The sequence below is a fragment of the Pseudovibrio sp. Ad26 genome, assembly GCF_001623285.1.
Classification (GTDB): Bacteria; Pseudomonadota; Alphaproteobacteria; order Rhizobiales; family Stappiaceae; genus Pseudovibrio; species Pseudovibrio ascidiaceicola.
Genome location: NZ_LMCE01000047.1, coordinates 279841 through 302659 on the forward strand (window position 1 = coordinate 279841; position 22819 = coordinate 302659).

General features: G+C 52.1%; 19 protein-coding genes. 6 read left to right on the top strand and 13 right to left on the bottom strand.

The window, feature by feature from the left end:
- Positions 1-114 precede the first annotated feature (114 nt).
- Complete coding sequence (locus tag PsAD26_RS07745) at positions 115-1071, bottom strand: glycine--tRNA ligase subunit alpha (RefSeq protein ID WP_063309923.1); 957 nt, start codon at positions 1069-1071, stop codon at positions 115-117.
- A 291-nt stretch (positions 1072-1362) separates the two neighbouring features.
- Here PsAD26_RS07745 and PsAD26_RS07750 point away from each other — a divergent pair, with 291 nt between their 5' ends.
- Positions 1363-2988: an FAD-binding protein gene (locus tag PsAD26_RS07750; protein WP_063309924.1), complete on the top strand. Its 1626-nt coding sequence runs from the start codon at positions 1363-1365 to the stop codon at positions 2986-2988.
- Between the two features lie 86 nt (positions 2989-3074).
- Here PsAD26_RS07750 and PsAD26_RS07755 read toward each other — a convergent pair whose 3' ends face one another.
- From PsAD26_RS07755 to PsAD26_RS07765, 3 genes are all read right to left on the bottom strand, one after another.
- The gene (locus tag PsAD26_RS07755) at positions 3075-3275 is read right to left on the bottom strand and encodes a hypothetical protein (RefSeq protein ID WP_208860103.1); all 201 of its coding nucleotides are present in this window, start codon (positions 3273-3275) and stop codon (positions 3075-3077) included.
- Between the two features lie 72 nt (positions 3276-3347).
- Positions 3348-4208 carry a S49 family peptidase gene (locus PsAD26_RS07760; protein ID WP_063310082.1) on the bottom strand — a complete coding sequence of 287 codons (861 nt, stop codon included), beginning with the start codon at positions 4206-4208 and terminating at the stop codon, positions 3348-3350.
- 195 nt (positions 4209-4403) lie between these two features.
- Entirely contained in the window at positions 4404-5405 is a 1002-nt protein-coding gene (locus PsAD26_RS07765; protein ID WP_208985564.1) for a uracil-DNA glycosylase, read from the bottom strand.
- 390 nt (positions 5406-5795) lie between these two features.
- Between PsAD26_RS07765 and PsAD26_RS07770 the strand changes: the two genes are divergently transcribed.
- Complete coding sequence (locus tag PsAD26_RS07770) at positions 5796-7475, top strand: electron transfer flavoprotein-ubiquinone oxidoreductase (RefSeq protein WP_063309926.1); 1680 nt, start codon at positions 5796-5798, stop codon at positions 7473-7475.
- A 504-nt stretch (positions 7476-7979) separates the two neighbouring features.
- On the opposite strand, the gene nadC is transcribed toward PsAD26_RS07770, so the two are convergent.
- The 4 genes from nadC to PsAD26_RS07795 form a co-directional block, all read right to left on the bottom strand.
- Entirely contained in the window at positions 7980-8846 is an 867-nt protein-coding gene (gene nadC, locus PsAD26_RS07780) for a carboxylating nicotinate-nucleotide diphosphorylase (protein WP_063309928.1), read from the bottom strand.
- Entirely contained in the window at positions 8843-10477 is a 1635-nt protein-coding gene (locus tag PsAD26_RS07785; protein ID WP_063309929.1) for an L-aspartate oxidase, read from the bottom strand. The genes nadC and PsAD26_RS07785 overlap by 4 nt, the downstream gene beginning before the upstream one ends.
- 107 nt (positions 10478-10584) lie before the next feature.
- Entirely contained in the window at positions 10585-11706 is a 1122-nt protein-coding gene (nadA, locus tag PsAD26_RS07790; RefSeq protein WP_063309930.1) for a quinolinate synthase NadA, read from the bottom strand.
- A 311-nt stretch (positions 11707-12017) separates the two neighbouring features.
- Complete coding sequence (locus PsAD26_RS07795) at positions 12018-12710, bottom strand: hypothetical protein (protein WP_063309931.1); 693 nt, start codon at positions 12708-12710, stop codon at positions 12018-12020.
- Positions 12711-13029: 319 nt separating this feature from the next.
- On the opposite strand from PsAD26_RS07795, the gene PsAD26_RS07800 reads away from it, so the two are divergent.
- Both PsAD26_RS07800 and PsAD26_RS07805 read left to right on the top strand, forming a co-directional pair.
- On the top strand, positions 13030-14292 hold the full coding sequence (locus PsAD26_RS07800; RefSeq protein WP_063309932.1) for an MFS transporter: 1263 nt from the start codon (positions 13030-13032) through the stop codon (positions 14290-14292).
- 107 nt (positions 14293-14399) lie between these two features.
- Positions 14400-15419 carry an MDR family oxidoreductase gene (locus PsAD26_RS07805; RefSeq protein WP_063309933.1) on the top strand — a complete coding sequence of 340 codons (1020 nt, stop codon included), beginning with the start codon at positions 14400-14402 and terminating at the stop codon, positions 15417-15419.
- Positions 15420-15534: 115 nt separating this feature from the next.
- Here the strand turns inward: PsAD26_RS07805 and PsAD26_RS07810 are convergent, their stop codons facing one another.
- The 5 genes from PsAD26_RS07810 to PsAD26_RS07830 form a co-directional block, all read right to left on the bottom strand.
- A complete protein-coding gene (locus tag PsAD26_RS07810) occupies positions 15535-16692 on the bottom strand; it encodes a cell wall hydrolase (protein WP_063309934.1) in 1158 nt (385 codons plus the stop codon).
- A gap of 508 nt (positions 16693-17200) precedes the next feature.
- Positions 17201-18226, bottom strand: a complete 1026-nt coding sequence (locus PsAD26_RS07815; protein WP_084403603.1) for an NAD regulator — start codon at positions 18224-18226, stop codon at positions 17201-17203.
- A 20-nt stretch (positions 18227-18246) separates the two neighbouring features.
- Positions 18247-18771, bottom strand: a complete 525-nt coding sequence (locus tag PsAD26_RS07820; RefSeq protein WP_063309935.1) for a hypothetical protein — start codon at positions 18769-18771, stop codon at positions 18247-18249.
- On the bottom strand, positions 18771-19412 hold the full coding sequence (locus PsAD26_RS07825) for an HD family hydrolase (protein ID WP_063298852.1): 642 nt from the start codon (positions 19410-19412) through the stop codon (positions 18771-18773). Before PsAD26_RS07825 ends, PsAD26_RS07820 begins: the two co-directional genes overlap by 1 nt.
- Before the next feature lie 150 nt (positions 19413-19562).
- A complete protein-coding gene (locus PsAD26_RS07830; RefSeq protein WP_063309936.1) occupies positions 19563-20405 on the bottom strand; it encodes a folate-binding protein YgfZ in 843 nt (280 codons plus the stop codon).
- A gap of 322 nt (positions 20406-20727) precedes the next feature.
- On the opposite strand from PsAD26_RS07830, the gene PsAD26_RS07835 reads away from it, so the two are divergent.
- Positions 20728-21990 carry a DUF3419 family protein gene (locus PsAD26_RS07835; RefSeq protein ID WP_063309937.1) on the top strand — a complete coding sequence of 421 codons (1263 nt, stop codon included), beginning with the start codon at positions 20728-20730 and terminating at the stop codon, positions 21988-21990.
- Between the two features lie 28 nt (positions 21991-22018).
- On the top strand, positions 22019-22759 hold the full coding sequence (locus tag PsAD26_RS07840; protein WP_063309938.1) for a class I SAM-dependent methyltransferase: 741 nt from the start codon (positions 22019-22021) through the stop codon (positions 22757-22759).
- Positions 22760-22819 lie beyond the last annotated feature (60 nt).

Below are 22819 nucleotides of genomic sequence, written 5' to 3' on the forward strand. Positions count from 1 at the left end.
AACCTATTGATTATCAGCAGGCATCTTTCAAGGAGTCGTAGGGCAGAGAGGTGACAACAAAAAATGCCGAGGCATTTCTGCCCCGGCACTAAGAATTCATCATGTTGACTGGGATTAGCCTTTGTAGCCCACACCACCAGCTTCGGTCTGCAGGAAGGCTGCACCACAAGCTTTGGAAAGTTCACGCACACGCAGAATATAGCTCTGCCGCTCGGTTACGGAAATGACACCGCGCGCATCAAGCAGGTTGAACACGTGGGAACATTTAAGCGCTTGGTCATAAGCAGGCATAACAACCTTCTGCAGGCCATCGCCAGCTTTCTCCATCGCTTCTGCGCTTGCTACCAGCAGGCGCTTACACTCACGCTCATGATCCGCAAAGTGGCGGAACAGCATTTCAGTGTCGGAATGCTCGAAGTTATGACGGGAATATTCCTGCTCGGCCTGCAAGAACACATCGCCGTAAGTAACCTTCTCGTCGCCTTCAAGGCCATTGAAGTTCAGGTCGTAAACATTGTCGACACCTTGAACATACATGGCAATGCGCTCAAGGCCATAAGTCAACTCACCAGCAACTGGCTTACATTCAAAACCGGCTACTTGCTGGAAGTATGTGAACTGAGAAACTTCCATGCCGTCACACCAGCATTCCCAACCAAGGCCCCATGCGCCCAGTGTCGGGTTTTCCCAATCATCTTCAACAAAGCGGATGTCGTGGATGTCTGTGTCGATGCCAATTGCGCGCAGGGAAGCCAGATACAGTTCCTGAAGGTTCTCAGGAGACGGCTTCAGCATAACCTGAAACTGATAGTAGTGCTGCAAGCGCATTGGGTTTTCACCATAGCGACCATCCGTAGGACGACGTGATGGCTGCACATACGCCACTTTCCATGGACGAGGCCCAAGCGAACGCAGTGTTGTTGAGGGATGGGACGTACCCGCGCCGACTTCCATGTCATAAGGCTGCACGATAACGCAGCCCTGATCGGCCCAGAATCTCTGGAGGGTCATCAGAAGACCCTGAAAGGACTTGGTCGGCTGCATATGTGCCGGAACGGCTTCACTAGACATGGGAGTGTTTCCTGAAAATCCAAAATGTACTGCACCGAAACGGCGCAAAATCCTAGTTGGGGCACAGGTGCCACGTCAAACAGGGAAGGTCAAGCATTCCTGAAAAATCAAAGATATTTTGTGAAAAAGACGGGGAGTAAGGCGGAATACTCTTCTCATGGTCAGCGCTGTAATCGCAGTCGCGCTTCGGCTCAGCCTCGTACCCCACAATATCAAGGATATTGAGCACGGGAAAAAGCTTATTTAGTGGCGGGGTCATTGTAGTCTGCATAAAAGCCGGAGAGCGTACCGATGGTGATGTCCCGCCTGCCTGTTCTGAGTGATCGTCAAGGATTTGACCGCCGCTGGTATGCGCCAAACTTGAAACGAGTATACGCCCCTGCCTCTGCTGCAGAAGTAACAGCGGCATGGAGAGAGGTGATTGCGTCAGGAGCAAAAGCAGGTGAGTTGCAAATCACCTGTGGTCGCCATTGCTACGAAAACTTTGTCTACAATGCGGGCACAAAATACATCATCGACCTGACCGGGCTACGCGGTGTGGGCAGTGATCCAAACTATGGGTATTACATCGATGTGGGCTTTGGAAACTGGGATATGTATCGCATGTTCAACAACATGTTTGATACCACACTTCCAGCGGGCAGCTGCTATTCAGTCGGACTAGGCGGACACATCACTGGGGGAGGGTATGGTCTCTTTTCCCGCGCTTTTGGACTGACGGTTGATTACTTGTCTGCAGTGGATGTGGTGATTATGCCTCAAGGGGCTCCAACGCCTGAATTTTATGAGAAAATCTCTCCCGTGAACCACCCGGATCTGTTTTGGGCGGTCTGTGGCGGTGGCGGAGGAAACTTCGGCATTATCACCCGCTACTATTTCCAGGACACTCCGAAAGCACCGCAATATCTTTACACCACCGCGTTTTCATTTGATTGGCAGGATGAAAATGGAAACCTGCTGATCACAGAACCTGTCCTCAGGCAACTACTGGACAACTTCACCCAGTTCTCACAGGAAGGGCAGGACGGAGACAAATCCAAATGGCCCAGCTTTGGCATATTCCATGCGAACCATCTTGCTGCTGGGAAAATGGTTTTCGCATCCTATTATTTTGATGCCCCATCACTAGGGGTTCAAGGTCAGGAGTATGAGGCCTATCTGAATGACAGGATCAAGGATCAGAAAAGAACACTGGGCGAGATAACAAGACTATCAACCGAGCCGGGGCCCATAAACGGACATCCATGGCACGGCACTGCAAAGGCTATCAGTCCGGTGAGTGCAACGGCCCAGCTTCGCTGCTTCACGTTTCTGGAAGGTGTTCAAAACACAAATGGTTCCGGCCCAAATCAGTTTGGAAAATACAAATCCGCTTATATGAAGAAAGGCTTCACTGACGACATGGTCGCCGCGCTCCATGAACATCTGCAGAAGGTCCCGGATGGAGTGCCATTGAGCGATATGAGCCAGAGCCTGTGTCAGATTGACAGTTACGGCTGTGCTATAAATCAGGTCTCCAGCACAGCAACGCCAATCGCACAACGCAGCTCAATCATGAAACTGCAATACCAAACCTATTGGGACAATGACGCGGCAATCGGACAAGATAACAAGCAGCTTGAAAAAGCTCATGTTGGCTGGATCAACGAAATGTATGCTGACGTTTACGCCAAATATGGCGGTTTTCCTGATCCACGAAACGATCCAGACGACATCGTCGACGGTTGTTACTTCAACTATCCAGATTCATGTTTGGGAGTAAATGGGGAGAACTCACCCGGCATAGATCATGCCATGTATCTCTATTTTCTGGAAAATTACGATACAGGTCCGGCAGATCGAAATCTGCGGGCAATAAAATCAAACTGGAATCCGCAAAACTGGTTTGCAAGCGCGCAGTCTATTCCTGTTAAATAAGGAATACGTGCAACATTACGTCGGCACCAGGCCCGCAGACCAAACGTCATGCGGGCACCTGTCAGTCAAAGACTAGAGCACGGCTCTTAGTAGTTGCTTACAGGGCGGTATTTGCCAGTGGCCGGATCTTCAACCAGACGTGTATATGCTGGGTCAACCGGACGCTTGCGAGCAGTTGCATAGGCAGGCTGTTTCTTGAATGCCATATTGGAAATTTCTTTCTTTACGGCTTTGTAAAGAGCATATCCACCTGCAATCAAAGCAACAGTTCCTAATACCTCAGTCATCTGCATTTTCCTTCCATCACTTATGTGAAGCATTGTTATTTCTGGCAATTTAGGCAATCCTATGGAGATTGCTTAAAGACCAAACTTTGCCCAAAGGCTTTTTTCTTCCAGGGTTGCAAGTGTAGCAGCAGGCAATGTGCCAACAGCCTCATTCAGACCTCCCTGAAGGTTCGCACCGGGAATAAAGCGGCTAAGAAAACGCTTTTTGGTGCCAACAAATTTCACTTTGGTTTCTTTGCCGTACCGCTCATGGATCGTGGAGTGAAGATCGCCCAGACCATCTACGAGGCCCAGATCACGCGCTTTGGCTCCAGTCCAGAACAAGCCGGAAAATAGGTTTTCGTCATCGCTCAACACGTCACCGCGGCGACTCTTCACCATGTCGATGAACATCTCATGGATTTCGTGTTGCAATGTTTTGAGGTGCTCAATGTCCTCTTTAACTTCCGGTGAGAACGGGTCCAGTGTGACCTTCTTGTCTCCGCTGGCATAAACACGGCGCTGAACGCCGGTTTTCTCCAGAAGCTCCGTAAAGCCAAAACCGGCAGATACGACACCGATGGATCCAACGATAGAGGACGGATCAACAATGATATCATCACCAGCCAGTGCAATCATGTAGCCACCGGATGCGGCAACATCTTCCACGAAAACAAGAATTTGCTTGTTGTTTTCATCAGCTAGCTGACGAATGCGTTTGAAGATAAGATGAGACTGAACCGGCGAACCGCCAGGTGAGTTGATGGACAAGGCAACAGCTGGAGCTTCTTTAAAGCTGAAAGCTATTTCTAGCGCGTCTTCAACACTGCTCAGGTTCAAACCTGATTTCAATGGAGATGCAGCACCAATAGCACCATGCAAACGGACGACGGGTACGATAGGTCTTACTTTGCCCAATTTGCCCGGAAGGTAGCTGCGCAGCTTGTTCAACAACTCAAAATTCTCCTTTGCGTCGATAACTTGTATGTCGTTAGGGTAACCAACTTCATCCAATATAGGCAGCAATCATCAGGAGAGAAGAGCTTTTGCCAAAAGAAATGGCAATTTACGCAATAAAACGCAACAGTGTGATCCTCATAACAAATCTACACCTTGAGAACTCAGAGAGCCTAATCAAAACAGCGGGGATTACTCGGTTGTTTCAAGCTCGGCACGAATCTGGAGCATGTCTCGCCAGGCATATCTTTTCTCAGCAGGGCTGCGCAGAAGATAAGCAGGGTGATAAGTCGCGATCGCCTTGCGCTGAGTACCCTCGCCGCCATAGCTCAGCCATTTCCCGCGCAGCTTGCGAATTCCATCACGAGCACCGCTGAGTGTCTTGGCAGAGGCCGCTCCGAGGAAAACAACAATCTCCGGATCAACCAGCTCAATCTGCCGCTGAATGAACGGACGGCAAATTTCCGTTTCATGCGGAGTAGGGGTGCGGTTTCCCGGTGGACGCCATGGAACCACGTTGGCAATGTAAACCATTGACCGGTCAAGTCCGGCAGCTTTCAACATCCGGTCCAGCAGATGACCCGAACGCCCCACGAACGGCACGCCCTGAATGTCCTCTTCGCGTCCTGGAGCTTCCCCAACAAACATTATGCGTGCTTTGGAACTTCCATCCCCAAACACAAGGTTCTTTGCTGTCAGTCGCAGATTACAGCCCTCAAACCCTGCAAGGATTTTCCGAAGCTCATCAAGAGACTGCGCTGAACCAGCTGCGGTTCTGGCCGAACCAACTGTTTCCGCATTAGGAATAACAGCATTCGCGTCTGTCACCGCAGTTGGTGTAGACGTCGTAATAGCCGCTTCCTTGGCAGCACGCTGCCGCTCCAGAATCTTCTTCGCTTCCTGCTTGGCATCTGCGGAGACGCCATTCTCGCGCAGGTTACGTGCCATTTCAGCAGGTGAAATACTGAGGTTTTTGGACTGTGACGGCGCTGGCTCTGGTGCGCTGAACGAGCTGACTGGAGCGATGTTCTGCTGCGGAGCAGGGCGGGCCTGCACCTGCTTTTCCATCTGGCTCTGAGTTTGCGCAAAGCGGTCCACTGGAGCATCTTCCAACGCACAGTCGACGCCGACAGCGCTTAAAAACTCCAGATAAGCCTCCAGCTCGGCGGCATTTGCGACAGGAACTTCAGACATAGCCATTTACTAGTTGTGGCACACAGATCGGCACAGGCAAAAGGGAATAACTCTTTTGCAATGCACCATGGATGGGCGGCAGCCCAGTCCGCCCTATATTCATCATGAAAGCGCAACTGTCCAATAGAAAAACGAGAATGAGCTAACTCAATGGGGAACAGTGTAAAGTGGTTCACGTTAACTTGGGGAAATTACAATAATTCCTTAAGGTGTAGATAGTTTTTTTGCTGGGGTACCTGACGGAATGCACCTTAAAACGCATTGCGCTATAGTATCCGCTCAATTACACAGAGACTAAATAAAGTTTTGACACTTGAGGTGCTGGAAAATAATGCGCTGCCACATCATTTGACGCGAAATGAAGTGGATAAAGTGTAAAGGGAGAATACTATGTCTGAAGGGGAAACTCTGGCAGAGCGCGAATCCATGGAATTCGACGTTGTGGTTGTAGGTGGTGGTCCTGCAGGTCTATCAGCGGCAATCCGGATTAAGCAGCAGGCTGCGGAGAAGGGAGAGGAAGTCTCCGTCGTCGTGCTCGAAAAGGGCTCTGAAGTTGGCGCTCATATTCTGTCTGGTGCCGTGATTGATCCAATTGGCATTGATCGCCTGATCCCTGACTGGCGTGAAGACGAGAGTGCTCCGATCAAGACACCTGTCACAGCAGACCATTTCAATCTGCTTGGCCCTGCGGGTTCCCTTCGTCTGCCAAACTTCCTGATGCCGAAGCTCATGAACAACCACGGCAATTACATTGTGTCTCTGGGCAATGTCTGTCGCTGGCTTGCAGAAAGAGCAGAAGCGCTCGGCGTGGAAATCTATCCAGGCTTTGCAGCAGCTGAAGTGCTTTACGACGATTCCGGCAAGGTGATCGGCGTTGCAACGGGTGATATGGGTGTTGCGCGTGATGGATCTCACAAAGATGGCTACATGCGTGGTATGGCGCTGCTCGGCAAGTACACGTTGATCGCCGAAGGTGTCCGTGGCTCGCTTGCAAAGACGCTGGTAGACAAATTTGACCTTGATCGCGACAGTGATCATCCGAAATTCGGTATTGGTATCAAAGAGCTGTGGGAAGTAGATCCATCCAAGCATAAACCGGGTCTGGTTCAGCACTCCATGGGTTGGCCGCTGGACGGTAAAACCCAGGGCGGGTCTTTCCTCTACCATCTGGAAGACAATCAGGTTGCTGTTGGGTTTGTTGTGAACCTCAACTACCAGAACCCGTATATCTCTCCGTTTGATGAGTTCCAGCGTTTCAAAACTCATGCGGGTGTGAAGGACGTCTTTGAAGGCGGTAAGCGCATTTCGTACGGCGCTCGTGCCATCTCCGAAGGGGGATATCAGTCCGTACCGAAGCTCTCTTTCCCAGGTGGTCTTCTCATCGGGTGTTCCGCTGGTTTCGTCAACGTTCCGCGCATCAAAGGCTCTCACAACGCTGTTCTCTCCGGTATTCTGGCTGCAGATATGGTCGTTGAATCGCTGGGCCGTGGAGACGCACACGAAGAGCTGGACCAGTTCGACGGCGCATGGCGCAATTCCGAAATCGGCAAGGATCTCTGGAAGGTACGCAATGTAAAACCATTGCAGACCAAGTTCGGCAGCTTGCTGGGCATGGTCTTCGGTGGTCTCGACATGTGGACCAACGAGCTGATGGGCTTCTCCTTCTTCGGCACCATGAAGCACGGCAAAACCGATGCTGCGAGCCTGAAGCCGGCGAAGGACTGCAAGAAGATCAATTACCCGAAACCAGACGGGAAGATCTCCTTCGACAAACTGTCCTCTGTCTTCCTCTCCAACACCAACCACGAGGAAGACCAGCCGATCCATCTGAAGCTGCGCGACGAGACTTTGCAGAAGCTTTCCGAGCACGATGTCTACGCTGGTCCGTCGAACCGTTATTGTCCCGCTGGTGTGTATGAGTGGGTAGAAGAAAACGGCGAACCACCACGCTTCCAGATCAACGCTCAAAACTGCGTTCACTGTAAGACCTGTGACATCAAAGACCCGAACGGCAACATCACCTGGACCGTTCCGGAAGGCACTGGCGGACCGAACTATCCAAACATGTAAGCTGTTGGATAAAATCAGAACAAGAAAAAGGCCCGGTCATCAGATCGGGCCATTTTTAATGGTGAATAGGTAGAAGAAAATCCTATCTTGATGATTAGCATTAAGCTCGTAAGAGAGACTAAGATGGATATTTCTTGATAAGAAGTACCTTTTCTTTTGTCGCTGATGTGAGAATGCCTAGAGCAAAGCAGAGAAATTATGAATTACATTGTCCTCTATGTAGTAAGCATTTTAATGGTTATATTCTTTTATTTTATGTGCTCATTTGGTGCGAATATTCAGAATATTTCTAAAAGGAAAGAAGAAGATAATAAGTTATATAATTTTCTTCAGTTTTTTACGGATAAGATTTGCTGTCAAATGAATATTAAGAATACTGCCACCAATAAAGCTGCAGTTAATCTCGCAATATGCGCAGCAATAATCTTGTTTGGTCGGTTTTTTATCGCAAACGTTGGGCCTCTAGTGAGCAGTTGACTTTGTAGAGGCCAAACGCTCTAACGTCTAGTCGATCTCAATATCGAGCCCCAGATCCAGAATAGGAGCTGAGTGCGTGATCCAGCCGGATGAGATGATATCAACGCCAGCTTCGGCAATCGCCTGAATGGTCGAAAGCGTAATCGTGCCAGACGCTTCCAGTACGGCTTGCCCCTTGTTGATCTCAACCGCCTGCGCCAGAAGCTCAGGCCCCATATTGTCCAGCATCACCACATCAGGTTTGGCTGTGAGGGCTTCCTTCAGCTGATCGAGTGTATCCACCTCAACCTCAATGCGCACAAGGTGTCCGGCAAAGGCACGGGCACTCTCAATCGCGGGGACAACTCCACCGGCAACGGCGATGTGGTTGTCCTTAATCAGGATCGCATCATCCAGACCAAACCGGTGGTTCATACCGCCGCCACAGCGCACCGCATACTTCTCGAAACTACGCAGTCCTGGAGTCGTTTTTCGGGTGCAAACCACTTTTGCGTTGGTATGTGAAATTTTGCGTTGAAATGCGTTCGTAGCGCTCGCAATGCCTGAAAGGTGGCTCAAAAAGTTCAGGGCCACACGCTCCGCCTCCAGCAGTGCACGAGCGGGACCGTGAATGCGGGCGATAATGGTACCCGGCTCCAACTTATCCCCGTCCTGCGCCAGCACGATAACATCGAGAGTAGGATCAACCTGACGAAATGCGGATAGAGCCAGATCAATGCCAGCCAGCACGCCATCCTTACGAGCCGCAATCACACCCGTTGCAACAGCATCAGCCGGAATGGTCGCTTGCGAGGTGATGTCACCTGCGCGGCCAAAGTCCTCAAGCAGGGCAGCTTTGACAGCATCGTCGACCATGATCAACGAAAGCTCAGGCAATGAAGACGGGCGGCTCATAGCATATCTTCCTCTTCAACAGCCTGCTGGCCAACATCGCTGGCAGCAGCCTCGTTTGCCAGCTTCTCAATTTGTGCAAGCTTCACAAAGGAGCGCTTGGCAGCCTCCGCCTTCTGCGGGAAGTCAGAACGGAAATGACCGCCACGGCTTTCTTCGCGAAGCAGAGCAGACCCTGTAATCAGCTTGGCTGCAATCACCATGTTGAGAATGGAGTCGCGGCGGCACAGCGTCTCAGCGTTCTGCAATCGTGCAAGCGTCCTTGTCAGCCCTTCTGCATCACGAACCACACCAACATGGCGGGACATAGCAGAACGAACCATGGAAACAACGGCACGTTCCTGCGGATTGCGTGTGGAGGCCTGATCATCAACATCATCGATTTCAGCCCAATGATGCACCCGGTGATGCGGCATGAGGGCCTGAATGTCTTCTGCAATGCGACCTGCAAACACAACAGCTTCAAGCAAAGAGTTGGATGCCAGACGATTGGCACCATGGGCCCCCGTCGCTGCAACTTCACCTGCCGCCCAAAGGTTGTCGACAGAGGTCCGTCCAGAGGCATCGGTCAGCACACCACCCATGTGATAGTGCGCCGCCGGAGCAACAGGGATCAGACCATTGATCGGATCAATACCAGCCTTTTCGCAGGCTGCATAAACGCGGGTAAAGTGCTCAGGGAAGCTTGCCCCAATGGCCTCGCGGCAATCAAGGAAAGCACCACGGCCAGCCGCAAGTTCTGTATGGATCGCGCGCGCAACAATATCACGAGGTGCAAGTTCGAGATCAGGATGGATGCCACCCATAAAGCGGTGACCGTCATTGTTGATGAGGATCGCACCATCACCGCGGATCGCTTCACTTGCAAGCGGGGCAGGGTCCTGCTCAACATTGAGAGCTGTTGGGTGGAACTGAACAAACTCGGCATCAGAAACCAGCGCACCTGCACGGGCAGCCATCGCAAGGCCATGTCCGTTGGCTTCACCCGGATTGGTGGTTGTTGAGTAAAGATGGCCAACACCACCGGAGGCCAGCACAACAGCTTTCGCAGGAATGGTAATGCGCTGCGTCCCACCACGACGACGAGCCGTTATGCCGGTAACATAACGACCTTCTGCGATCAGCTGACAACCAATGTATCCTTCAATGATGCGGATAGACGGCGTCTTATAGGCCGCATCAACAAGCGCCTTCATAATGGCTTCACCAGCCATGTCACCACGCACACGCACCACACGGTGGCTGGAGTGGGCAGCTTCGCGGGAAAGGGCCAGCTTGCCAGCAAGGTCTTTGTCAAAGGGCACGCCATAACCCAGCAGATCGTGAATGCGGTCAGACGCTTCACGGGTCATGCCTTCAACAATGGCTTCGTCGCAAATGCCGTCACCAGCTGTCAGCGTATCCTGCGTATGGGCGGAGTGGTGATCACCCTCGGCCACAGCAGCAGCAATGCCGCCTTGTGCCCATGCAGAAGAGGTGCCACCGCCAATCGGCGCGTTGGTCACAATGGTCACTGGCCGCGGCGCAAGCTTGAGCGCGCAAAACAGGCCAGCAAGGCCACCACCTAAGATAACAACATCATCCACGCCGTTCAGGGCAACAGCAGGGGCGAGAGAAGAACCGAACTGAGACATTGCAGAGATTATTCCAGACTATGGGGACCTGATCTAAAAGGCCCGCTGTCGTTAAAGGCAGCAGGGTGCACTGAAGACTTTTCAATATGCCAGCTACACGAAAGCCTCTAGTTCTTCAAGTTGATCATGCGTTCTACGGAGGCACGAGCGCGATCCGCCACACTTTCATCAACAATCACTTCACCAGACATATCGAGTAAACAGTCCAGAATTTTGGTGAGGGTGATGCGCTTCATGTGTGGGCACAGGTTGCAGGGGCGAATGTAGTTCACACCAGGTGTGGAGGAGGCAACATTGTCCGCCATGGAGCACTCGGTGATCATCATCACCTTCTCAGGGCTGTTGTCCTTCACCCAGTCGATCATATGAGAGGTTGAACCAGCAAAGTCAGCTTCTGCAACAACTTCCGGCGGGCACTCAGGGTGCGCAATGATCTTCACATCAGGGTCAATGGCACGGTAGTCGCGCAGCTCTTCCGCCGTAAAGCGCTCATGCACTTCGCATGAACCGGCATAGGTCAACACATCAACATCAGTCTGGTTGTTCACGTTGGCTGCAAGGTACTGATCAGGGATCAGCAGCACCTTGTCAGTGCCCATGGCTTCAACAACCTGAACCGCATTGGAAGAGGTGCAGCAAATATCGCACTCAGCCTTCACATCGGCGGAGGTGTTTACATAAGTGATGATCGGAACGCCCGGATTGGCTTCGCGCAGCTTTCGTACATCCGCACCTGTGATGGATTCTGCAAGGGAGCAACCTGCATCCATATCCGGGATCAAAACGGTCTTTTCCGGAGACAGGATTTTGGAGGTCTCAGCCATGAAGTGCACACCGCACTGAACGATAACCTGAGATTCAGTCTTCGCAGCTTCTTTCGCCAGCTGCAGGCTGTCGCCAACAATATCAGCCACACCGTGGAAGATATCCGGGGTCATATAATTGTGCGCCAGAATAACGGCGTCACGCTCTTTCTTCACCTTGTTGATCGCAAAAATCAACGGAGCAAGAGCAGCCCATTCAATCGCAGGAATGAAGTCCTTTACCTTCTCATAGGCTTCTGCTGTCGCTTCTGCGACCTCAGGCGTGTAGGCAAGGTCTGGACGCTCCAAAGGGGCATACTGTTTAGGCGCTGGTGCACCAGCTCGAACAGCAGCACCATCAATGCCGGCAGTAATGTCGTTGACAGCAAGGCTGCCTGTTTCAGCGACTGTAGTCGTGGCGGACATGCGCTATCCCCTATTCTGCCGGTCAGAAACCGGATTATACTCAATGTGAGTATAAAGGGTTTATAAAAAAACACGGCCACAACGCCGATGCCAACCCTTATGCTCATTTTGAGTTTTTATAGACCTCTTCCCTCGCGTCGACAACCTATTCTTTTGCCGGATGCATATGATAGCTGCGTTTAAGCTCGATTTAGCCTTACTGAGTAATCACTTAATTTCCTAAATTTCAGGGTACAAATGAGAAAAGCCCGACATTTCCACCCATCTGGGAAAATGCCGGGCTCAAATCACTTGAGAGCAGAAAAGAGCTCTTACTTGGCTGGGACGTAGCTGGATGGGTTACCATCAGCGCCCTGATTGACCATGTAGTACTGGTTCTCACCGCTGTCGAACACGAGGAAACCATCCTGATCAGCAGGCTTGGTCTGTGTGCCCCATGGAGATTGAATGATCACTTCAGCAGCTGGGGCATAACCGATGGCAGACATGCGAACCATCTCAACAGGAACGGTCTTCAATGCACCAGTCAGGCCAGCGTCTTTTGCATTAAACAACGCAAGAACTTCTGGAGCCATATCCAGACGCTTTACAAGGCGAGTGTTTTTGGCAGCGACGTCTACCAGACCAACCATCTCATATTTGGAGGTGAACGTCTCTTTACCAATCACGTAAAAATCAGGGCCGGTCTTGCTCATCTGCAATGCAACCACAGAACCTACATTCTTGGCGATGTAAGCATCATCGTAACTGGTGGAATCCACAGAACCCAAAGGGCCACGGATCGCTTCTGGCAGGTCTGCCAGTGTGTCGCCAGTAATCTTCCAGCCGAGGATTGGGCGGTCCTTGATGTAAAGCTCTTTGGCAGGTGCATGCTTTTCAACGCGTGCAGTCAGCTCAGTCTGGCTCTGCACATCATCCTGTGCAGAGGCTGCCAAAGGTGCGCTTACAGCAAAGGCAAGCAGGCCTGCTGCGAGTGTTTTTCCGAAAGAAAATGAGTAGGTCATGGTCGGCCCCTAAATGTAGATGGGGGAATTAGGTCAGGACCCAAATCAAAGTCAAGCGTCACTGCGGGTTTCGCTAGCAATTTGAAATATATTAGTATTCTCACATATGAAGGTGTCTAACTCTGCGGTTGCATTCAAGCAAAATGCCTTAAGGATAAAAACTCATTCCAATTACTGATGGATGACCTAAGTAATTTCAATTATTGCAGAACGGAAAATTAGATTAAACCTGATTACTCCCCGCTGCTCAGCGAAAAACTGACACCATTGGTCCAGCGTCTGGTCGAAACTCTCTGCCGGATGCAGGAAAGGAAATTGCATGTCTCAAGCGACCCAGGTCGAGAACCAATCCTCTGTCCGGCGCGGCCCTAACGTCCCGCTCATTATTATCAGCGGATGTATAATCGGCATTCTCTCGTTTGGGCCACGGGCGACCCTGGGCTTGTTCCTGACGCCTATGTCCTCAGAATTTGGCTGGGGCAGGGATGTGTTTGCTTTTGCGCTGGCACTTCAAAACCTTGTTTGGGGCATGGCACAGCCTTTCGCTGGCATGATGGCAGATAAATACGGCACCGGAAGAACGCTAGTATTGGGTGCAATCATCTATGCTGCTGGTCTCTACCTTATGAGCCTGTCAGGAACACCGCTCCTATTGCAGATCTCTGCAGGTGTCTTGATCGGCTTGGGCGTCGCCTTCACGTCTTTCTCACTCGTTCTGGCCGCCTTCGCCCGGTCTGTTCAGCCCAAATACCACGGCATCGCCTTTGGCATGGGCACAGCTGCCAGCTCCTTCGGCCAGTTCCTCTTTGCTCCATTGGGCCTTGGCTTGATCGAAAGCTTTGGCTGGTCCAGTGCACTGATTTACATGGCTGCTGTCGTCGCCATCGTCCCCCTGTTCGCGTACATCCTGCGTGGCCGTTCCGCAGCTCCATCAGCAGGCAGTTCTGCCAACCCACAGGACAACATGACCTTGTCTCAGACATTGGGTCTGGCCTTCAAAACTAGAGATTACATCCTGCTGGTCTTCGGCTTTTTCGTCTGCGGCTTCCACGTGGCTTTCATCACCGTGCACATGCCGACCTTCATTGTGGATCAGGGCTTTGATGTCTCCGTCGGTGCATGGGCGCTGGCTTTGATCGGCCTGTTCAACATTGTTGGGTCCATGTCCTCCGGTGTGTTGGGGTCTCGCGTGCCGAAACAGTACCTGCTCTCCTTCATCTATCTGGCCCGCGCCATTGCCATCACGCTCTACATCACACTGCCAATCTCAGAGATGTCGACACTGATCTTCGCGGCCACCATGGGCATCCTGTGGCTCTCCACCGTGCCACCAACATCAGGGCTGGTCGCTGTGATGTTCGGTCCGCGTTACATGGGAACGCTGTTCGGCATCGTGTTCTTCTCTCACCAGATCGGGTCCTTCCTGGGAGTGTATCTGGGCGGTGTGCTCTATGAGCGCAGCGGCAACTACGATGCCATCTGGTGGCTCGGAATCGCACTTGGCATTTTCGCAGCCATCGTGCACTGGCCAATCCGTGAACAGTCTGCCACAGCAGGGCGTCTGGTCGCTAAGCCTGCGTAAGACGCCTATTGGGTGAACTAGCTAGGTTTGTCAGTGTGTTACACCGGAATATTGCCTAGCGTTATTTTCTTGCCTTATGGCCCTCCTTCTGCCAGCTTTCATGCAACATGAATTGGCGAGAAGGATTGGCCATGAGCGAGTTTGATGCCCTCTGGATTGAAGCAGATGAAAGCGGCCGCAAGCCACTGCCTGCCAAATGGAACAAGGTCAGTGTTGATCAGCTCTCTGCAGGAGACGTGACAGTCAAAGTCACGCACACCACCATCAACTACAAGGATGGGATGGCCCTTGCAGGCGCACCGGGCATCACCCGTAAATTCCCCATGGTGCCGGGTATCGATGTGGTTGGCGAAGTGCTCACTAGCGAAAGCGACCGCTTCAAACCGGGCGATCAGGTTCTCCTCAACGGCTACGGTGTCGGTGAAGTTCACACCGGTGCCTACGCGCAAGTCGCCCGCTTGAAGTCCGAATGCCTTCTGCATCGCCCGGAAGAAATCTCCGCCGCCCGTGCTGCCGCCATTGGCACCGCAGGTTACACAGCCATGCTCTGTGTGATGGCGCTGGAGAAATACGGCCTGACACCGGATCACGGTCCGATCGCGGTCTCTGGTGCATCCGGCGGTGTTGGATCAGTTGCAATCAGCCTGCTCTCCAAACTCGGCTTTGAGACCATCGCCTTCACAGGGCGCACCGAGGAAGCTGACTTTCTCAAAGGCCTCGGCGCAACAGAAGTGCTCGATCGGGCTGAGCTGGTCGAAAAAGGCAAGCCACTTGGCAAAGAACGTTGGGCTGGCGCGGTTGATGTTGCGGGCAGTCATACACTCGCAAACCTGCTGGCACAGACCAACTACGGCGGTGCTGTCGCAGCGTGTGGTCTGGCACAAGGCATGGATCTTCCAGCATCCGTCATGCCGTTTATCCTGCGCGGTGTAGCTCTGCTCGGCGTGGATTCTGTTATGGCGCCTATGGCTCTTCGCGAACAGGCTTATCGCCGTCTTGTGCAAGATCTTGACCTTGCCAAGCTGGACACCCTGTCAGAGATCATCAAACTGGCAGATGTCGAAGAACGTGCCGCCAAGCTTCTAAAAGGGCAGGTGCGCGGACGCACAATCGTGGAAGTCGAATAACGCCACAACAAGCAGATTTAGACAAAAAGAAACCCCGCATCAGCCAATCGCTGGTGCGGGGGTAAATATTGGAGCGGTCAGGCCACCAAAATTCTCTCACATACGAGGTCGTGGATTAGCTCCAGCCACCTCGATAGGTCTTGTAGAAGATGTGCTTACCAATACGCTTCTTACGCTGCATGGTCGGTGCCCAGTTCGGGTGAACATAAGTTGCATGGTAATGAGTGGAGGCATCAACAGCCGGAATGCTCACTTCACCCTTTACGATTTGCTGCGCGATCTTCTTCGCTTTGGCCCATGGACCAGCCTCAGTCACACGCTCAGGAATACCATCACACGCAAAGGAGAACTGGCAGGCGTTCTTCATGCCCTTGTTCTGATAAACCACACCACACACCGTGTTCGGGTAAGCCGGGTTCTTCAGACGGTTGAGAACAACCTGCGCAACGGCTATCTGCCCGTCACGTGGTTCACTGCGCGCCTCAAAATAGATCGCCTCAGCCAGACAGCGCATTTCCTTCTTGGATTTCTTCACAGAACTTGGCAACTGGCGCATGTACCACCAGTGCGGATTGGTCTCTGAAGTAGAGGCCAGCTCCTTGTCGGAAAGAGTTGGCTTGCCGGAAGGCGTAATCGAAACTTTAGGCTTGCTCAGCAGCGCATCAAACGGTGCTTTGTTGGTCTGCGGTGTTGCTGGAGCATAGGCGGTTGCCAAAGCAATTTCGTTTTGCTTGGCGATGGAAAGCGTCGCTGGCTTAACTGTCTTCTGCGCAATCTGTTTGCGAGCTGCCAGTGCTGCACGGCGCGCTGCCTTGCCAAGTGGCGAAGTGTCGGTCTGCCCATTGTTGTCGGCAAGTCCAGCTAGCGCATCTCCGCCGTAATGGCCGTTGAAAGCCATTTGCGGCAGCTGTGAAACAAATCGGTCGGAGCTCTTCGGTTTGCCTGCATTCTGGATGAAGGCCACAACACGGCTCGGCAGAGTAGTGACGAGCATGTCACTCTTGCCGGTGCGGTTCACCGCATGGCGTTGTGGAGCTTTCTTCTCAGGAGGTACGAAGTACTTTGCGAATTTCTGGCTGTCTCGCGCGGAGACAGATTGCATCCAGCGCGGCATTTCCTCGTCGAGGTTTCCGGTAAGCGCCGGAATATCCTGCAACGCAACTGGAGACGCAGCAAAGGTTCCAACTGCAAGCCCTGCAGCTAGAATAGGGTACTTAAAGTACATGAGGACAGCACGGCGTCCTGCATTCTTCTTCATCCCATGGCCCGACATACGCAATCTACTCCAAATCAACGCCCCAAAACTCAGCGTCTCTCAGTCCCTCAAAAGGGAACCCCAAACTCTGAGATCGACAGGATGAAGAAGCCCGATAAAACACTCCCACCCGTCAATTTTCCGGATGAGTGCATTTTTCGCTTTTAACCTTGATATAAAGTTAAGCCCGCCAAAACCCCAGTTATTCTGCCACAGTTCACGCCGCTGACAGTCAGCATATGGTTAATATGCAGGGACGGTACTCACCAAAAAACTAGGGCTATTTCATGTCTGGGTGGATTTTTCAGTTGGCCAAAAATCATAGGAAACAAAAGGCGTCATGCAGGAAATGACACCTGTGATATCTTGGTGCGGCTCTGGGATATCAACACAATCAAAATCTTAACAAGATTAACCATAAGGCTCCCTGTTAAATCCACAACTCCGTTTTTCCTATGAATTTTTGCCGAGAAAAAACTCAAAAAAATTGTAGATAACCTAACGTCACTTAAGGCGAAAATGTGAATCAGAGCAAGCTAACGCGCAATCCCGGGGCAGGACGCTCCTTTAAAATGTCTCTTCTGAACCGGTAAAGGGCCGCTGGACGTCCGCCCGTCGCGGTTGAGGTTCTACCTGTCTGTTCAACCAGCTGTCCTGTTTCCACCAGACGGCGGAAATTCTGCTTATGAATATGACGACCAGAAATAGCCTCCACCGTCTGCTGTAGATCGGTCAGGGTAAACTCAGGTGGCATCAATTCGAAAACAACGGGCCGATACTTCAGTTTTGCCCGCAGTCGGGAGAGAGCTGTTGCCAGAATACGGCGGTGATCATGGGCGAGGCCCTCGCCAAGGTCTGGCAAGGTGCTGCGTTCTAGTGCAGTTGGCTGTTTATCGCGTAAGGCCTCACGCATAAGACCAGAGCCATAAAGCAACTCGTAACGGTCCAGAACGCGTTCCTCATCCCATTTCAGAGAGCCCACACCAAAGGCGAGCTGGTAACGATCTTTCCGGCTCAGCTCATGGTAGGTCTTGGCATCATCGTCCGGGGCCTTGCTGAAGGTCTCCATGCTGGGATGAATAATCTCTTCCAGCATCTTCGGCTGACCGCCACGCCAGTCTTCCCAGGGAAAAAAGTCATACCAGGGACGCCAGCGAGCACCTTGTCTGGCAAGCAGCCGTTCAGATTCTGGTGTCTGACGCGTCAACGCCAGATAGCCAACAGAAACCATATGCGGCTCACCAATCCGCGCCAGAGAATACCTGTCGCGGTCACCAAAGGTGTAAAGCTGTTCCACATGGCCAATATGAAGGGCAGTCTGTTCTTCAACAAACGCACGCAAACCCAGTTCAAAGGTGCGGTGCACGCGTGGGTCAAACGGGCCGGAGGGCAGGCCAGACAACTCGTCAGGCACTTTTTGCGGCACAGTCAGCACAAAGGGCACTTTGTCTTTTACGGAAACAATGACAGCACTCAGACCAATGCCAAGCTGGACAGGCTCCATGTCAGCACCGCGTTGGGCTGCATTTCCTGTTTCCACTGCATTGCTCATCAATGTTTGCTCCGTATCCGTCATGCCAGTTCAACAAGTGCGGCAGGATCAAGCGAGAACAGGTTGCCCTCAAAAGTCTCTGCACCACGACCAAGCTCGATGATTGATTGTATCATGCGCCCATCTCGCTGCAAAAGAGTGTCTGCCAAAGAGATAAGCAGCGGGTTGGGTGTGGCTACAGGAGAAACCTTGCGCAAATGTTGGGCCAGCGCACGTTCATCTGTATCCGGCATAATCGCACAGGCAATGATGTAGGCAGCAGCTGTAGACCGGCTGACACCGGCCCAGCAATGCACCAGCAATGAGCCGTTGCGTGCAGCATCACGGGAAAAATCCAGCAATTGCTTCACATGCGTCGCATCGGGGGCAAGCAGACCTTCACGTGCCTCAGTAATGTCGTTGAATTCCAGCACCAGATGGTGAGCAGGCTTTGTCTCGGCAGGCAAGATCACCTCTGTTCCCGGAGAAACGAGAGAGAGCACATGGCTCGGCCTTGCTGAGGTCAACGTGTCTTCCAGCTTGGAAAGTGGACAGACATGCAGCATCAGCGGCCTCCAGCTTTCTTGCGAGCGTCATCAAGCTCAGCAAACCGGGCCAGAAAGACCTCTTGCGCATCCTTGGTTGGCAGCGGCTCAATGCTTATTGCCAAAGCGTCAAGTTGTTCCGCTGTAACCTTTGCAGGCTTTCCGAAAATCTTGTCAGCTTCTTCCTTGCTAAAGCCCGCCAAATGGATTGCTTCCAGATAGGCGCTGATAATGTCAGCCTTCTTGGCAAGCTTGGCAATGCTGACTGGCAAGTCGGGGGGCAGATTAAATGCTCTGTGAATGGCATGGTGCAGCCGCTCTTCAACGGCCTTGTAGGTGCCACCCATCACGTTCTTGAAAGGGGAGATCATATCCCCGATCACATACTCAGGCGCGTCGTGCAGCAAGATTGCCATACGCCATTGAATATCAAGATCAGGCTTGAGCATCAGCGCAATCTCTTCCACCACCACGCAGTGCTGGGCAACAGAGAACGCATGATCTCCAATTGTTTGCCCATTCCACCGTGCAACGCGCGCAAGGCCGTGCGCTATATCAGAGAGTTCCACATCCAACGGAGACGGATCAAGAAGATTAAGTCGTCTGCCAGAAAGCATCCGCTGCCAGGCACGGGGGGAAGATGAGGAAAGCTCTGCACACATTAGTCAATCAAGCCAGTCGTCAAGGTTAAGGTGGTGTCTACAGTGTATTTCCGAAAAGTGGAAACCGGTTTTCGGATAAAGATACGCAAAACAAAGGCTAAAGCAGTCCATGTGTTCCAGCTTAAATGCGAACTGCTTTAGCTGTATCTCTTAATCAGATGAAGGCCAGTTGAAACTTGCCCATTCTTGAATGGAAGGGGTGAGGACAACACCATCACATGTCAGCGACACACCTGCATCCATCGCAGTTTTCACACGGTCCAGTCTCAGCAGGGCGAGCCCATCGCTATCCTGCGAAGACCCCAATGTTCCAACGCTCTTCTCTCCAACCAAAACATCACTTCCAGCGGCAGGAAGAGCACTTTCAGCGGAAACTTTGATGATGCGCTTGCGGGCGGTTCCGCGGTGCTTCATGCGGGAAACAACTTCCTGCCCGATAAAACAGCCTTTGGAGAACGCCACACCATTGAGACTGTCCATGTCCGTATCATGCGGAAACACGTCTGCCAGCTGAAAGTCCAGCCCACTCTGCGGAATGCCAAGTTGGATGCGGTGCGCATGATAGTCAGCTTCTGAGGCAGTCTCTGCAGCTTCGCCAGAGGAAACATAACGAACACCCATGTCAGCATGGCGAGGATCGCGCGGTTTATCCGCTGGCAAATCATCTCCCCAGTCTGCGATCACATGCATGGTCTCATCAGCAGGTTCCACAATCACCTTGGCGCGAAGCTTGTAGAAGCCAAGACGCTTGGCAAACGCATCGAGTTCATCAGTGCTCACATCAATCAGGAAACCACCCGTGCTTTCATCTGCAAACACAATGAAGTCCCAGAGGATCTTGCCCTGAGGTGTGAGAAGGGCGCCGAAACTGCTGGATGTCGCATCAATCTCGCTAATGTCACAGCTGACGAGATTTTGCAGAAACTCCTTGGCATCTTCGCCAAAAACCTTCACGAGCCGACGCGAAGTGAGAATGGTACGTTGTGATGCCATGGGTCCGTCCTTCCAATGAATAAAACAACAAGAGTGTTTCATAACCCATCAGCTATGCGCACACCACGGAAAAAGAATAGTTTCTGTGGGTGAAGCTGGAACACCACACACGCATTTTATCGCCTCTGAGGGGATCAAAAATTACGAAAGATGAGGCAGGTAAATAGAAATGGAAGTGCATTGAGTTGTTTACCAGCACAATCCAGTATTACCGCTTTTCTGAGGTCATTCTGCAAATAACATCGATGTTTCGACGTCGCAAAACTGTCGTGTGCGTGAACTAACTCTTTCTCTCGATTGATTTCAGTTCTTGATTCTGGAGATGCACGTGACATCAACTATCAGGCAGTCAAAGAAACGTTTGGATCGTGCAGTACATCGTTCAAAACTGATCTCCATGGAAGGCGTGCTGGAGCGCCTGTTCACCTTTGCATTTAAGGGGCTGGTTTATCCGCAGATCTGGGAGGATCCAGAGGTGGATATGCAGGCACTGCAACTCAAGCCAGATTCCAAAATGGTGACAATCGCCTCCGGTGGCTGCAATGTCATGTCTTATCTCACCGCAAACCCGCAGGAGATTACGGCAGTCGACCTCAACCGCGCGCATGTGGCTTTGAACCGCCTGAAATTGACCGCGCTGGAAGAGTTCCCCGATTATGAGACGTTCTATCGGTTCTTCGGTGAGGCTGATGAAAAAGCCAATATTGCCGCCTATGAGAAGTATCTGAAGCCCGCTATTGATCCTGAAACCATGGCCTACTGGGAAGGGCGAGACATGACGGCGTGGGGCCGCAAGCGCATCACCCTGTTCTCACGAGACCTCTACCACCACGGCATGCTTGGCTACTTCATCGGTCTTGGTCACTTCATTGCGAAAATCTACGGCGTTGACCTGCGCAAAATAGCTGAAGCGCGTGATCTGAACGAACAGCAGTCATACTTCGACAAGGTTCTGGCGCCGCTCTTTGATAAACGCCTGATCCGCTGGGCGACCTCTAAAAAGATGTCGCTCTACGGCCTCGGCATCCCTCCTGCGCAATATGAGAGTCTTGCCGCAGAAGGCGGTGGCAACATGGCAGGCGTTCTCAAACAGCGCCTTGAAAAGCTGGCCTGCGACTTTCCAATGGAAGACAACTACTTCGCCTGGCAAGCTTTCACTCGCGGATACGCGCCATCACAGATGCAAAGCGGAACCGGTCTTTCCGGCCCTTTGCCGCCCTATCTGAAACCGCAACACTTCCCGGAAATTCGGAAAAGAGCCTCTCATGTGCGCGTTGTTAATCGGTCTTTCACAGAGCATCTGGATAATCAGGATGCAAACAGCCTTGATGCCTACGTCCTGCTGGATGCGCAGGACTGGATGACAGACAGGCAACTGAACGATCTATGGGCAGGAATATCCCGAACGGCACGACAAGGAGCGCGCGTCATCTTCAGAACGGCTGGCGAGCCAAGCATTCTGCCGGGGCGGATCAATAACGAAATACTGGGGCAGTGGACCTATGAAGCGGCTGAAAGTGCACGCCTCAACAAGCTGGACCGCTCCTCCATCTACGGTGGTTTCCACCTCTACATCTATAACTGAACAAGAATAAGTATGTGAGGGAAGTGAAATGGCGAATGTAAAGTCCTCAGCCTCACTGATGGATAAAATCTATAAGAACCAACGGCATTTTTATGATCTGACCAGAAAGCATTACCTTCTTGGCCGGGATCATTTGATCAAACATTTGGCAGCACCGCGCGGCAGCACAGTGCTGGAGCTCGGCTGCGGCACTGGTCGCAATCTTATTGAGGCAGCAAGGGCTTACCCAACCTGCCAGTTCTTTGGCGTCGATATCTCAGCAGAAATGCTGAAGACAGCAGAAGCCAACATCCACAAAGCGGACCTGTCTCACCGGATTCATCTGGCTCAGGGCGATGCAACGAGCTTTGATCCGTTCGAGAAATTCGGCATCGACACATTCGACCGTGTCTTCCTGTCCTACTGCGTCTCAATGATCCCGCCATGGGAAGACGCTCTGCGCAACGGCACAAAGCTTCTGGCGAAAGGCGGCCAGTTGTCCGTTGTCGATTTTGGCCAGCAGGAAAGACTGCCCAGCCTGTTCAAGCTGATGCTCAAAAAGTGGCTCGGCAGGTTCCACGTCTTACCGCGTGAAAACCTCAAGGATGTCCTTCATGATATCGCGCAGGACAAACGCGCCAAAATGCGTTTTCTGCCACTCTATCGCGGATATGCCTATTACGCGGAACTCGACAGCAGCTTCTACACCCGCTTCATGGAAAAGCCGGAGCAGATGGACCTGCTGAAAGCGGAGAACGAAAGCCACCGCGAAATCCGCAAGGCTGGATAAGGCATCAAACGTAAAGCCCACCAGAACTTCTGATGGGCTTTCATCAACCGGTCATCGAAG